Origin of the sequence: Roseovarius albus (assembly GCF_900172335.1) — a bacterium.
GTDB lineage: Bacteria > Pseudomonadota > Alphaproteobacteria > Rhodobacterales > Rhodobacteraceae > Roseovarius > Roseovarius albus.
Genome location: NZ_FWFX01000006.1, coordinates 253,481 through 266,275, shown reverse-complemented (window position 1 = coordinate 266,275; position 12,795 = coordinate 253,481). Strand labels below are relative to the sequence as shown.

Genomic DNA, 12,795 nt, shown 5'->3' with positions numbered 1-12,795 from the left:
AAAATCAGGCAGCAGATACAGCACGACGGGTCAAAACCCCCACCAGATGCGCGCGATAGTCGCCTGACCCATGCAGGTCCGAAATCATGCCTGATCCGGGCAATGCGACGCCGTCCAGAGCATCCGCCGCGAAATTGGAACTCAGCACAGCCTCGGCCTCCGACCAGCGGAATACACCTTCTTCGGACGCGCCGGTCACGGCCACACGCACGCCATCTGCAAACTTTGCGACAAACACACCAACAAGTGCAAAGCGCGAGGCTGGTTGTTCGAATTTTATGTAGCCCGCTTTTTCCGGCACCGGAAAGCGCACTTCTATGATGATTTCATCCTCTTCCAGCGCTGTACCAAACAGCCCGTCGAAAAAATCATCGGCGGCAATCTCTCGCCGGTCCGTGACCACCGTTGCGCCAGACCCTAGCGCAGCAGCCGGGTAACAGGCAGAAGGATCATTATTGGCAAGGCTACCGCCAATGGTCCCGCGATTGCGCACTGCCGGATCGCCGATGTTAGCTGCCAGCGAAGCAAGTGCGGCATAGCCCTCCACGCCCGCTGCCACCTCAGTATGGGTCGTTGACGCTCCGATGCAAATCCGCCCCTCATCCTCGCGGCAAATCCCGCGCATTTCCTCAATCCCAGACAGGCTGACCAACTTGCTTGGCATGGCAAGACGTTGCTTCAATGTCGGGATCAGGGTTTGCCCACCGCCAAGCGCCTGCGCGTCTTCGCCCTTCATCGCGGCAATCGCGTCGGCGATGGTGGCTGGGCGTTCGATATCAAATGCATACATGATCTTGCTCCTTACCCTTGCATCGCAGACCAGACGCGCGACGGCGACAGTGGCATATCGATGTGTGTGATATCGTGACCTGCGCGTTGCAACGCATCAATCACCGCATTGACGACTGTCGGCGGTGATCCGATTGCCCCTGCCTCGCCACAGCCTTTGACGCCCAAGGGGTTATGCGTGCAAGGCGTCTGACATGAATGATCCACAGAATAGAAAGGCAGGTCATCGGCTCGCGGCATGGCGTAATCCATATAGGAACCGCTGAGTAGCTGACCATTCTCATCATAGACACAACCCTCTAGCAATGCCTGACCGATCCCTTGCGCGATCCCGCCGTGGACCTGACCATCAACGATCATCGGATTTATCACGTTACCGAAATCATCGACCGCAGCGAAACGTTCAATCGTGACCTTGCCTGTTTCAGGGTCAAGCTCGATCTCGCAGGCATAGGCGCCAGCAGGATAGGTAAAGTTAGCCGGATCATAAAACGCCGTCTCTTCCAACCCTGGTTCCAGAGATTCAACAGGATAGCCATGAGGGACGTAAGCCTTGAACGCCACATCGCCGAATGCAACGGATTTGTCCGTACCCGAAACTGAAAACTGACCATCCTTAAATTCAATATCCGTGTCAGATACCTCTAACATGTGCGCTGCAATCTTCTTCGCTTTATCGATAATCTTTTCCGTCGCGCGGACAACGGCGGACCCACAAACTGCAAGAGATCGCGAGCCATAAGTGCCCATTCCAAATGGAATTTTCGAAGTGTCCCCGTGAACAATTTCAATCGACGTCGGGTCAATGCCCAGCATTTCACTCACGACTTGCGGGAAGGCCGTTTCGTGTCCCTGCCCGTGACTATGTGCGCCAACCATAACCGACAGACTACCGGTGGCATTTACACGTACCGTAGCGGCATCATAAAGCCCGACCCGGCTACCAAGAATGCCCACAAGGTTCGATGGCGCAATACCGCAGGCCTCGATATAGGAGTTGACGCCAAAGCCGCGCAACTTGCCGCTGGCCTTTGACGCCTCGGCCCGTGCCTCAAAGCCTGATCTATCCGCAAGCGCTTCAAGCTTATCCATAAGAGCATCATAATCTCCGGTATCATATTCAAGGCCTGCCGCCGAAGCGAAGGGAAACTGGTCCGGTTTCACGAAATTCTTGCGCCTGATCTCAATCGGATCGATGCCCAATTCGCGCGCTGCCATATCGATCACCCGTTCAAGCGAATAGGTCGCCTCAGGCCGTCCAGCGCCACGATAGGCATCAACTGGTGCAGTATTGGTAAAGACAGCCTTCACATTGACGTAGACATTCGGCACAGCATAGTTTCCCGCCATCAGCGTTCCATGCAAGAAGGTCGGCGTCACCGTTGAAAAGTTCGAAAGATACGCGCCGACATTGGCATTAGTCTCGGTTCTGAAGGCGATGAATGTACCGTCTTTTTCGCAGGCCAGCTCGATCTTTGTAACGTGATCCCGCCCCTGTGCATCAGCCATAAACGCTTCGCTGCGGGTGCAAGTCCAACGCACTGGGCGCCCCAGTTTTTTGGCCGCAGTTAACACCAGCGCTTCTTCACCATAGTGATAAATTTTGGACCCAAATCCACCACCTACATCAGGTGCGATAACTTTGAGTTTATTTTCAGGAACTCCCAAAACAAACGCACAAATCAACAAACGCGAAACATGCGGGTTCTGAGACGTTGTATAAAGAGTATAATCGCCAGTGCCAGCATCATAATCTGCGATTGAAGCGCGTGGTTCCATCGGATTGGCGACTAAACGATTATTGACGAGATTGAGCGTGGTGACATGGGGGGCAGCACTGATCGCCGCATCTGTTGCTGCGCGATTATCTTCAATCCAGCCCCAGTCGAAACACACATTTGTGCCAATCTCGTCATGGACGAGATCTTCGCCAGCTACTGCATTCGACATATCGACCACAGCGGACACTTCTTCGATCTCGACTTCAATGGCTTCGACTGCGTCGCGTGCCTGTTCTAGCCTTTCCGCAACCACCGCTGCATACGCGTCACCCACATGACGCACCTTACCATGGGCAAGAACCGGCCGCTTAGGTTCCTTCATTGGCTCTCCGTCGCGGCTATGAATTAACCAGCCTGCCGGGTTTCCACCAACATCGACAAAATCCTCTCCGGTAAACACAGCCAGTACCCCGGGCATGCTTTCTGCCAGGGACGTATCGATTGAGACGATGCGCCCATGAGCCACGTCAGAGCGCGCAAATGCCGCGTGGGCTTCGCCATGCAATTTGATGTCATCGGTATATCTTCCGGTTCCGCTCAAGAACCGCACGTCTTCGCGCCGCTTGGTGCTAGCGCCTATGCCTCCATCTGCTGGCATATCAAATCCTCCCCTTGGGAATTACGGGTCACGCCCGCCCCTGCGCCTTATTCGGCGGCGATTGCATCTGCGTCTTGGCCGCTGGCGGCAAGGATCGCTTTGATGATGTTGTGATATCCGGTACAGCGGCAGAGATTACCCTCCAGATAATCCCGGATCTCAGCCTCGGATGGCTTGGGATTATCCTGCAGCAAAGCCGCCGCTGACATCACCATGCCAGGTGTGCAGAACCCGCACTGTAGCCCGTGATGATCCTGAAAGGCTTGTTGGATCGTGCCAAGTGAACCATCGGCATTAGCCATCCCTTCGATGGTTTTCACCTCTGCGCCTTCGGCCTCGGCGGCAAACATAGTACAGGCCTTGATTGCCTTGCCATTCACATGGACCACACAGGCCCCGCACTGGCTGGTGTCACAGCCGACATGCGTCCCCGTTAAATTCAAAGTTTCGCGTAGAAAATCGACAAGTAGCGTGCGGCCTTCAATTTCACCCGACGCGGCCTTACCGTTCACGGTCATGGTGACCTGTGACATTGGCTCCTCCCAGTAGCTATTTTTTCTTGGCTGAGGCGAGTTAAACACGGGTCCGCCCACATGAGAAGAAAAATCTTATTAATTGGTCAGGTTTACGCACCAATCAACGCATTCGTGATATCATTCATCCAATTGGTTGATTGATAGTTTTGAAAATGTTATTCACCCATATGGTTGAATTAGAATCACATGATCTGTCCGAGCTACTCAAGGCCACCAGTGATCCGACAAGACGGATCATCCTGACCTTACTGGCACAGCACGGCCCTTTGCGTGTGACTCAAATCGCCACTCACTTTGACATGAGCCTCAATTCCGTTTCCAAACACATCAAGATGCTGGAACGGGCAGGTCTGGTACTGCGCCGGACCGAATGGCGCGAACATCTGATTGAAATTCAGATGGATCGCCTGAAACTCGTTGATCGCTGGTTCGAGGATTTACGCTCGATTTGGGCTCTACGGCTTGAGGCTCTCGATAACCTGATCACCAAGGAGACTGCCAATGACACAGACAACAACTGACCTGTCGCTACAGGTCGAACGCACCATCGCCGCACCGCCCGAGGCCGTCTTTGACGCCTGGCTCAACCCAGAAATGCTGATGCGCTTCATGTGCCCCGGCCCCGGCATGACCACACCAAAGGTCGAGGTCAGCCCAAAGGTCGGGGGTCGCTTTGACCTGATCATGAAGAAAGACGAGGATGAAATGCTTCATGGCGGTGTCTATCAGGAGATCGATCGCCCCAACCGGTTGGTATTTTCATGGGAAAGTCCGTTTTCGATCGAGGGTAGCCAAGTCACATTGGAATTCCGAGAGGTGACCGAGGGCACCCATGTCACTCTCACCCACATCCGTTTTCCCAATGAAGAAAGCCGCGACAATCACCAGGGAGGTTGGACCCACATCCTCGGCGTACTTGCCGATACACTCTAACGCGCACGCCCCCTGCGCGGCATCGATCGCGTGGGGATCTCCTTAAGCAACCCCCCCACGCCCATCCCGGCAATATCGGCACTTGTTACCGGAACCCCGCAGGCAACCCGTGCCAAGACCCAATCTGCACCATGCAATACAGGCGAACGAGCACTGCCCGGCAAACCAACCACCGGCCTGCCCCCTACATCTCCCAAAAACAACAGGTTTCCCGGATCCACAGGCATGCCAAACCGCTCAACCTGCCCGCCAGCCTTGCGCAGGGCCTGCGGGGCAACATCATATGCATCTGACGTCGCAGATCCCGTCAAGATCAGGACAACCTCACCCACTGAGGATGATATTTCCTCCGCCAGCGCGCCCTCGTCATGCGGGCAAATGCGCGTCTCCAAAAGATCAATCTCCAGCGCCGAAAGCCGGTTTTCAATCGCCTCCACCCCTTTGCGCCCCGGACCACCGGGTGTTTCAGTGATGATCAGGCTGGCGGATTTCATCACCGGATTCGCCAGACGGATGCCACCCCACGCCAAGTCGCAGGCGCGCCGCAAACCTGTCTCAGGGACGGCATAGGAAATGATTTTGACCGTCGCGATCATGCCCCCGGCATGGATCTGGTGATACGGCGCGACCGTCGCGACCGTGATCATCGGATCCACAGCATTTGCCGCATTGATCCGCTCCACATCCAGTTGCACAACACCGGGGCCCTCTGCGATCAGATTGACCCGCCCGGTAAAGGGCTCGCTCAATCGAATGCCCGCTGCCTCATCTCTTATAGCCTCTGCCAGTTTGAGCGCCGCCTGATCCTCGTGCACATCTCCCGGTTCCAGCCGCGCAACGGTAACTTCTGACAGCCTCGCCTGTTTCAGAGCCACAATATGTGAAGCCTCCAAAACTAACCCTTTGCGCAGGCGCTTGCCTTCAATCGCTTCGGAATGCGCCAGAATGGCCCCTTCCGCCTCGACAACAGGAACCGGGCCGAACTTCACACCTGGCCCTGCCGTAGCACTTGCGTCATTTCCGCCAATGTCGAGGTTGCAATTTCCGACGGACTTGCAGCACCAATATCCAGCCCGATTGGTCCATGAATGCGCGCAAGCTGCATATCGCTGAATCCCTTGTCTCTCAGGCGCTCCAACCTCTTGGCATGGGTGCGCTTTGATCCCAAGGCCCCAATGTAAAACACATCTGATACCATCCCGAGTTCCAGCGCCGGATCATCCAGTTTTGGATCATGGGTCAACAGCACCAGTGCCGTACGTGCATCCAGCCCAATCTCTTGTAGCGCCTCATCTGGCCAATCGTTAAGTATCATTTCCCCCGGAAACCGCGCCTGCGATCCAAAACTTTCCCGCGGATCCACCAGCACCGGATCATAGCCTGCGATCCGCGCCATCGGCACCAGCGCCTGCGTGATATGCACCGCGCCGACCACGATCAGCCTGAGCGGCGGATTATGAATGCAGACAAAGGTTTCACCATCGTCCTCAAATCCAGACCTATCCGCCCGAAATCGATCCGCAAAACCGTCTCTTACCAGTCGGCGTTCGATATCCCTTCCGGTGACATAGGCCACCGGCTCCCGTTCGGCCCGCGACGATACGAGCTCTTCCAAAACACCTGCGGGCATTACCGATCCGACCGGCTCAACCAGGATCCGAATGGTCCCGCCACAGGCCAGACCTACGGCAAAAGCATCGCCATCACTGATGCCATATTCCAGCATCACGGGCTGACCAATCTCAATCGCCTCCACAGCTTCGGCCACAACCGCGCCCTCGACGCAGCCGCCCGAGACTGAGCCTTCGATCTCTCCGGCACCGGAAATTGCCAACTGGCTGCCAACCCGGCGTGGCGCGCTTCCCCAGGTTTCCACCACGGTGGCCAAAGCTGCACCTCTCCCGGCGCGATGCCAGTCCAATGCGACCTCAGGAATATTGTCGAAACGATCCATCATATTCTTTCTGTTATGGCTTCGCTCATTGAATAGACTCTTCGGCGAAAAGACCCCGCCCCGCAACCCGGTTTACAGCAATCTCATCAGACGCGCCTTTTCACCTGCATCTTCGGGCTTTGAAATCACCGCGGCCAATTCCTCCAGCGACGCAATCGAATGCCCGGCTCGAAAACTATCGACATAGGGCAACATCGCCGCAATGCCCTGCGCCTTTGGAGCGAAGTCCTCCCACCGCAGCAAGGGATTCAGCCAGATCAGACGCCGCGCAGTGCGCTGCAGGCGTGGTATTTCTTGCTCGAGCACATCTGGCTGCCCACGGTCCAACCCATCCGTGATCAACAAAACCACCGCGCCCTGCCCCATAACCCGGCGTGACCAATCGCGGTTGAAGGCGTGCAGACATTCGCCAATCCGCGTACCACCTTCCCAATCCTGCGCTTCAGCTCCAGCAGTTGCCAACGCGGCATCGACATCTCGTGTCGCCAAATGACGGGTGATATTGGTCAGCCGCGTGCCAAAGGTGAACGCATGTACCTGCGCCCATCCCGCCCCCTTGTGGTTGGCCACTGCATGCAAGAAATGCAGCACCATCCGGCTGTATTGGCTCATTGACCCCGAAATATCGCATAGCACCACCAAATTCGGCCAACGGTCTCGAGGCTTTTGTCGGTGGATACGTCGTATTTCCCCACCACGACGCAAGGCCGCGCGCAATGTCGCCCGCGCATCGATCCGCATGCCATGAGGATTTGCCTGTCCGCGTCTTGAGGCATAAGGCTTTATCGGCAATTGCAACCGCGCCAGCATGCGTTTGGCCTGTGCAATTTCATCGGCGCTCATTTGTTCAAAATCCAGCGTCCTGAGCCGCTCCTGCGCCGACATTGTCATTGATGCGTCAATGTCGATCAAGAACTCTTCAGGATGGTGATCCTCTACTGGCTGTTCCGGCTCTAACCCATCCAGCAATGCCTCTGCAGCGCGTTTTTCGGCCGCCTTCGCCTGCCGCTCTTCCTGCACCCCACGCATAGAGGGCATCAGCAGCGACATCATATGCTCCAGATACTGTGGATCTCGCCAATACAGCCGAAAGATCTGCGCAAACACCGCCCGCTGTTCTGGCCGGTTGATGAAACAGGCCCGCAGGGTGAAAAAGAAATCCTGTTTCGATGTGAACCCAGCCGCCTGCACCGCCCGCACTGCATCCAATACACGCCCCGGCCCCGCCGGCAGCCCCGCCCGGCGCAACGCCCGTGCAAAATGGGTGATGTTATGGGTCAGACGCGGATTGTCCGGCAGCCCAAGGGGCGCGTACTCAGGCATGGCCATACAGCTTTAGAACGGATGCGACGTTGGCCGCATGTACCTCACGATAGGCCTCAAACCACTTCAGCGTTCCTGCATCTACATCTGCAGACAAGATATGTTCAGGCGTTTCATTTGCCTGATCAGGGTTGGTTTCCAGCGCCATTAACCACTGAATGTAGCGTTTCATTGCCCCGATAACTTCGGGACCAAAGCCACCTTTGGCTATTGTCTCGGGCGCACCATGGTCTGGTAAAATGTATCGCGGCCCCAGTACTGCCAAACGATCAAGGTCGCGCAGGTGATGCGCTAATTCTGCAGGCTCATCGACATAGGTCAGCGGATCCTCAACCGTGTCGCCCGCCAGTAAAATTCTCTCATCCGGCAACCACAAAACCGTAGCGTCATCGCTATGGACATTCACCTCGATCAGCACAATCCGGCGCGTGGCCAACGACAGTTCCAATTTACCTGTGAAGGTCTGTGTCGGTAAAATCAGCGGATTGATGGCCGGTGGCCCATCATAGTCTCCGGCCTCAATTGCGATCTGACGCATTGCCAAATGGCGCGCGGTCTTGTCATTGGCTATCACGTCACAGCCCGCAAAGGCCGAGGTTCCCGCCACATGATCAAGATGCCAATGGCTATAAATTATGGTGATCTTAGAGACCCCCAACCCATCCAAGTGCGAACGGATCAAGGCACCATGCTCTGGTGACACATGAGTGTCATACACCAGTGCCTCGTCGCCTTCGACCACGGCATAGGTCGCGATCCCAAGGGCAATGGCCCCATCATCAACCCAGTTCTCGCCTTCCATGAAACGATGCCCGGGCACACGCCCGTCGTAATAGGCGTAGATCCCGGGGTGCGGCTGCAAAATCCTCACGTGCCGTGTCTTCGAACAGTTCATGTCAACGCCAATTCCGACTTCGCTGCATCTAACACCCGCGACGCCTCGCTGCCCAGAACCTTGGCGATGTCATCTTGATACTTCAGCAAGGCGCCCAAGGTGTCAGAGATCACTTCGGGGCTCAGGTTTACCACGTCCAAAGCCAGCAGGCATTTCGCCCAATCAATTGTTTCCGCCACACCGGGCTTTTTAAATAAGTCTTCGGTGCGCAATTTTTGGACAAAAGCCACGACCTCCTGGCTCAATTTCTCAGACGCCTCGGGGACACGTGCCTGCAAAATCTCGATCTCGCGACCGAAGTCGGGATAATCGACCCAGTGGTACAAGCACCGACGTTTGAGCGCATCATGCACCTCACGTGTACGATTCGAGGTCAGGATCACAATGGGTGGCTCTGGTGCGGAAATCGTGCCCAACTCAGGGATCGTGACCTGAAAGTCACTCAAAGCCTCCAGCAAGAACGCCTCGAACGGGGCGTCAGTGCGATCAAGTTCATCAATCAGGAGAACCGGAGCCCCTCCGGACTGCGGCCGCATCGCCTCTAAGAGCGGTCGTTCAATTAGATATTTTTCGGTAAACACCTCTTCTGTAAGGTGTTTTTCATTCACCCCGCTCGCCTCTGCGGCGCGAATCGCAATCATCTGTGCTGCAAAATTCCACTCATATACCGCCGTGGAAGCATCCAAACCTTCGTAACATTGCAATCTGATCAAACGTCGACCTAGGGCGCTAGAAATGGCCTTGGCGATTTCAGTTTTGCCAACACCGGCCTCACCTTCCAGAAACAATGGTCGCCCCAACCGCAGGCCCAAAAACACTACTGTCGCCAAGGCTCTGTCGCAAATATACCCGTTTGCGTTTAATTTGTGCGTTACATCACTGATGGTTGAGATCGTCTGCATTAAGACCTCCATTCAGGGGAAACCCTGCACAGTCTACAGTCGTGGTCAAGAGGTCAAACTGTTCACATATTACGGGTAACATCAAGAAACCTCTTGGATTCTTCGAATTTATGCCCAACTTTATGATCAGCCCCGCGTTGGGGTGGATCGCTGTTTGTAATGGTATTTGGGATTGAACGATATGCACGATACACCGCCCTCTTTGGATCAATCACTAGGAGGGTTACAATGGCAAGGCTGGTTGGAAGCGGCAGAAGATGTCGCGGACCAAGATGGATATGTCGAATATCTGGGTCCAGATCATGCCGCTATCCTGATCGAAAAGAAACCCATCCTGCTGGTCACATTTGAATCCTTCGGCTCTGTTTCGGCCAGGACCGAAAACGCTCATCCATTAGGCTGGTCCATGGTGCGCACTCTGGACTGGTCTCATCTGTGCCTGATCAGCAAGGGTGACACTTGGTTTCGCGACGAGCGGGTTTATGGTTATTTCGACCGTCTGGTGGATGACGGTTTCTTTGAAGATTTTGAACAGGTCATTTTCTATGGTGCAGGGGCTTGCGGCTACGCTGCAGCGGCCTATTCAGTTGCCGCACCAGGTGCCAAAGTACTGCTCTTGCAACCACAGGCCACCCTAGCCCCCGAATTGACCGAATGGGACGACCGCTTTCGCCATATGCGGCGCACTGATTTCAGCAGCCGCTATGCCTATGCGCCAGATATGATCGAAGCTGCCGAAAAGGTTTTTCTGCTGTACGATCCCGAGATCCGGGCAGATGCCATGCACGCAGCTTTGTTCAACCGCCCGAATGTTGAACAATTCAGAACCCGCTTTATGGGAGCCGCGCTAGAACCGGCGCTGGTGCGCATGGAGGTCATCCTTCGGATGCTAGCACAAGTCAGCTCGGACCGACTCGACATCACCAACATCGCACGACTCTGCCGGGCACGGCACGGAGACCCACGCTATCAGCTCAATCTACTCAGACGTCTCCGCCAAGAAGAGCGTCACAAGTTGATAGTCCTGCTCTGCAAGCGGGTGCTCAAGGAACGCTCTGCCCCGCTGTTTCGCACGGCACTGGAGAACAGCGAACAAATGTTAGGTGCGCAAGTTCGAAACGAGCAGCAAACAATCGAATAACTTCGTCACTGGGGTACTGGCACTGCGCAGATGTATTGTGTAAAGCCGAAGCATGACCCAAAGCCTGACAATCCACCGCCCCGACGACTGGCACCTTCATCTACGCGATGGCGCAATGTTGCGAGCAGTCCTTCCGGAATCCGCACGCCATTTTGGCCGCGCAATCATCATGCCCAATCTGGTACCCCCCGTAGTGACCGGCGATCAGGCCGCCGCTTACCGCGACCGCATCTTGGCCGCCCTGCCCGACGGAATGACCTTTGAGCCGTTGATGACACTCTACCTCACCGAGGACACCGACCCTGATGACCTTGCTGCCGCCCATGCCAGCGGGCTGATCAAAGCGGTCAAACTCTACCCGGCCGGGGCCACGACAAATTCTTCGAGCGGGGTCAGCAACTTCAACAACGTACGCCCGGTATTGGAGCGCATGGCCGAGATTGGTTGCCCGCTCTGTGTGCACGGCGAAGTCACTGACGCCGATATCGATATTTTCGACCGAGAAGCCGTGTTCATCGACCGTGTGCTTGACCCAATCCGCCGGGCCACGCCGGGCCTGCGCGTAGTGATGGAACATATCACCACTGCCAATGGTGTGGATTATGTGAAAGCCAACGATAGCGATCTGGGCGCGACCATCACAACCCATCACTTGATCATCAACCGCAACCATATTTTGGTCGGCGGGATCAAACCGCATTATTACTGCCTGCCCGTGGCCAAGCGCGAAGAGCATCGTCTTGCTCTACGCAAGGCTGCCACTTCTGGCGACGCGCGGTTCTTCCTTGGCACCGACAGCGCGCCGCACACTGATGACAACAAAGAAAGCGCCTGTGGCTGTGCTGGCTGTTTCACCGCCACAAACACCATGTCACTGCTAGCGCATGTATTTGAAGAAGACGACGCACTGGACAAGCTGGAAGATTTCTCCTCCCTCAACGGCCCTGCCTTCTATGGCCTGCCGGTCAATGAGACCAAGATCACCCTCACCAAAGGCAATCAGGTGACCTACCCCAGCCATATCGACACCGACGATGGCCCTGTGACCGTCTTTGACCCCGGTTTCAAAACACATTGGCGGGTGGAGTAACCCTCCCCGTCCCACGAGTTTAACAAGGACAAGATTATGATCCCAACCTCCTACCCTGATGCCCAAGAAATCGCCCGTCTCAGCGCCCGCATGTTGCTGGAAATTCAAGCCGTGCATTTCAACGCGGACGAGCCATTCACGCTGGCCTCAGGTCTGCTCAGCCCCACCTATATCGACTGCCGTAAGCTGATCAGCTATCCACGCATCCGCAGCACCTTGATGGACTTCCTGACCGTCACGGTAATGCGAAATGCGGGATTTGAGGCGTTTGACAACATCGCCGGAGGCGAAACAGCAGGCATTCCCTTTGCCGCGCTAGTTGCCGAACGTATGGCCCTGCCGATGACTTATGTGCGCAAGAAACCCAAAGGCTATGGCCGCAATGCCCGGATCGAAGGTGCAATGTCCGAAGGCGAGCGTGTTCTGCTGGTCGAAGACCTGACCACCGATGGCGGCTCCAAGCTCAGCTTTGTTGATGCCATCCGCGATACCGGTGCCCGTTGCGCCCACACGGCGGTGATTTTCTACTACGGCATCTTCCCCGAAACAGAAAAGACACTGGGAGATCACGGCGTGAACCTGCATTACCTTTGCACTTGGTGGGACGTTCTGGCTGAGGCGCGTTCCCAGGGTTCTTTCGACAAAGCCACGCTCGACGGTGTCGAATCGTTCCTCAACGATCCACGCGCCTGGCAGGCGGCGCGCAATTGATCACATTGAACCAATCACAACCACAGCCTTGGGAAAAATCTCTGGCTGTGGTTTTGACGTGACGGCAGTCTGGTTGAAAACCACGCTAAAATACCAAATATTGACGAAACACCCCTCTATGGGCCAATATATGGGCGCAGGC

At 55.7% G+C, this 12,795-nt stretch carries 13 protein-coding genes; 5 read left to right on the top strand and 8 right to left on the bottom strand.

From position 1 onward, the window contains the following. Nucleotides 1-4 precede the first annotated feature (4 nt). Genes ROA7450_RS11615 through ROA7450_RS11605 form a run of 3 tightly spaced genes read right to left on the bottom strand, consistent with a single transcriptional unit; the run spans nt 5 to nt 3,701 of the window. Nucleotides 5-790: an FAD binding domain-containing protein gene (locus tag ROA7450_RS11615; RefSeq protein ID WP_085805882.1), complete on the bottom strand. Its 786-nt coding sequence runs from the start codon at nt 788-790 to the stop codon at nt 5-7. 11 nt (nt 791-801) lie between these two features. Beyond that, nucleotides 802-3,168 (bottom strand): xanthine dehydrogenase family protein molybdopterin-binding subunit, encoded by a 2,367-nt coding sequence (locus tag ROA7450_RS11610; RefSeq protein WP_085805879.1) that lies wholly within the window; start codon nt 3,166-3,168, stop codon nt 802-804. Between the two features lie 47 nt (nt 3,169-3,215). Next, nucleotides 3,216-3,701: a (2Fe-2S)-binding protein gene (locus tag ROA7450_RS11605; protein ID WP_085805878.1), complete on the bottom strand. Its 486-nt coding sequence runs from the start codon at nt 3,699-3,701 to the stop codon at nt 3,216-3,218. 170 nt (nt 3,702-3,871) lie between these two features. Here ROA7450_RS11605 and ROA7450_RS11600 point away from each other — a divergent pair, with 170 nt between their 5' ends. Then, entirely contained in the window at nt 3,872-4,225 is a 354-nt protein-coding gene (locus tag ROA7450_RS11600) for an ArsR/SmtB family transcription factor (RefSeq protein WP_085805877.1), read from the top strand. After that, nucleotides 4,206-4,637, top strand: a complete 432-nt coding sequence (locus tag ROA7450_RS11595) for an SRPBCC family protein (RefSeq protein ID WP_085805876.1) — start codon at nt 4,206-4,208, stop codon at nt 4,635-4,637. Before ROA7450_RS11600 ends, ROA7450_RS11595 begins: the two co-directional genes overlap by 20 nt. On the opposite strand, the gene ROA7450_RS11590 is transcribed toward ROA7450_RS11595, so the two are convergent. The 5 genes from ROA7450_RS11590 to ROA7450_RS11570 all read right to left on the bottom strand — a co-directional run bounded on the left by ROA7450_RS11590 (nt 4,634) and on the right by ROA7450_RS11570 (nt 9,711). Beyond that, a complete protein-coding gene (locus ROA7450_RS11590) occupies nt 4,634-5,626 on the bottom strand; it encodes a molybdopterin-binding protein (RefSeq protein WP_085805875.1) in 993 nt (330 codons plus the stop codon). The genes ROA7450_RS11595 and ROA7450_RS11590 overlap by 4 nt on opposite strands. Continuing rightward, complete coding sequence (locus ROA7450_RS11585; RefSeq protein WP_085805971.1) at nt 5,623-6,591, bottom strand: XdhC family protein; 969 nt, start codon at nt 6,589-6,591, stop codon at nt 5,623-5,625. The genes ROA7450_RS11590 and ROA7450_RS11585 overlap by 4 nt, the downstream gene beginning before the upstream one ends. A 72-nt stretch (nt 6,592-6,663) precedes the next feature. Continuing rightward, nucleotides 6,664-7,914 carry a vWA domain-containing protein gene (locus ROA7450_RS11580; RefSeq protein WP_085805969.1) on the bottom strand — a complete coding sequence of 417 codons (1,251 nt, stop codon included), beginning with the start codon at nt 7,912-7,914 and terminating at the stop codon, nt 6,664-6,666. Next, complete coding sequence (locus tag ROA7450_RS11575) at nt 7,907-8,785, bottom strand: MBL fold metallo-hydrolase (RefSeq protein WP_200812954.1); 879 nt, start codon at nt 8,783-8,785, stop codon at nt 7,907-7,909. The genes ROA7450_RS11580 and ROA7450_RS11575 overlap by 8 nt, the downstream gene beginning before the upstream one ends. Before the next feature lie 20 nt (nt 8,786-8,805). Then, nucleotides 8,806-9,711 carry an AAA family ATPase gene (locus ROA7450_RS11570; RefSeq protein ID WP_085805873.1) on the bottom strand — a complete coding sequence of 302 codons (906 nt, stop codon included), beginning with the start codon at nt 9,709-9,711 and terminating at the stop codon, nt 8,806-8,808. A 181-nt stretch (nt 9,712-9,892) separates the two neighbouring features. Here ROA7450_RS11570 and ROA7450_RS11565 point away from each other — a divergent pair, with 181 nt between their 5' ends. Genes ROA7450_RS11565 through ROA7450_RS11555 form a run of 3 tightly spaced genes read left to right on the top strand, consistent with a single transcriptional unit; the run spans nt 9,893 to nt 12,653 of the window. Continuing rightward, on the top strand, nt 9,893-10,852 hold the full coding sequence (locus ROA7450_RS11565) for a phosphoadenosine phosphosulfate reductase (RefSeq protein ID WP_085805872.1): 960 nt from the start codon (nt 9,893-9,895) through the stop codon (nt 10,850-10,852). 52 nt (nt 10,853-10,904) lie between these two features. Continuing rightward, the gene (gene pyrC / locus ROA7450_RS11560) at nt 10,905-11,942 is read left to right on the top strand and encodes a dihydroorotase (RefSeq protein WP_085805871.1); all 1,038 of its coding nucleotides are present in this window, start codon (nt 10,905-10,907) and stop codon (nt 11,940-11,942) included. A gap of 36 nt (nt 11,943-11,978) precedes the next feature. Next, complete coding sequence (locus ROA7450_RS11555) at nt 11,979-12,653, top strand: orotate phosphoribosyltransferase (protein WP_085805870.1); 675 nt, start codon at nt 11,979-11,981, stop codon at nt 12,651-12,653. The last annotated feature ends 142 nt before the right edge of the window (nt 12,654-12,795 follow it).

What these genes read in the sequence shown, in the direction of transcription:
- ROA7450_RS11615 (WP_085805882.1), bottom strand. Translation starts at nt 790, where the DNA reads ATGTATGCATTTGATATCGAACGCCCAGCCACCATCGCCGACGCGATT.
- ROA7450_RS11610 (WP_085805879.1), bottom strand. Translation starts at nt 3,168, where the DNA reads ATGCCAGCAGATGGAGGCATAGGCGCTAGCACCAAGCGGCGCGAAGAC.
- ROA7450_RS11605 (WP_085805878.1), bottom strand. Translation starts at nt 3,701, where the DNA reads ATGTCACAGGTCACCATGACCGTGAACGGTAAGGCCGCGTCGGGTGAA.
- ROA7450_RS11600 (WP_085805877.1), top strand. Translation starts at nt 3,872, where the DNA reads ATGGTTGAATTAGAATCACATGATCTGTCCGAGCTACTCAAGGCCACC.
- ROA7450_RS11595 (WP_085805876.1), top strand. Translation starts at nt 4,206, where the DNA reads ATGACACAGACAACAACTGACCTGTCGCTACAGGTCGAACGCACCATC.
- ROA7450_RS11585 (WP_085805971.1), bottom strand. Translation starts at nt 6,591, where the DNA reads ATGGATCGTTTCGACAATATTCCTGAGGTCGCATTGGACTGGCATCGC.
- ROA7450_RS11580 (WP_085805969.1), bottom strand. Translation starts at nt 7,914, where the DNA reads ATGCCTGAGTACGCGCCCCTTGGGCTGCCGGACAATCCGCGTCTGACC.
- ROA7450_RS11570 (WP_085805873.1), bottom strand. Translation starts at nt 9,711, where the DNA reads ATGCAGACGATCTCAACCATCAGTGATGTAACGCACAAATTAAACGCA.
- ROA7450_RS11565 (WP_085805872.1), top strand. Translation starts at nt 9,893, where the DNA reads ATGCACGATACACCGCCCTCTTTGGATCAATCACTAGGAGGGTTACAA.
- pyrC (WP_085805871.1), top strand. Translation starts at nt 10,905, where the DNA reads ATGACCCAAAGCCTGACAATCCACCGCCCCGACGACTGGCACCTTCAT.
- ROA7450_RS11555 (WP_085805870.1), top strand. Translation starts at nt 11,979, where the DNA reads ATGATCCCAACCTCCTACCCTGATGCCCAAGAAATCGCCCGTCTCAGC.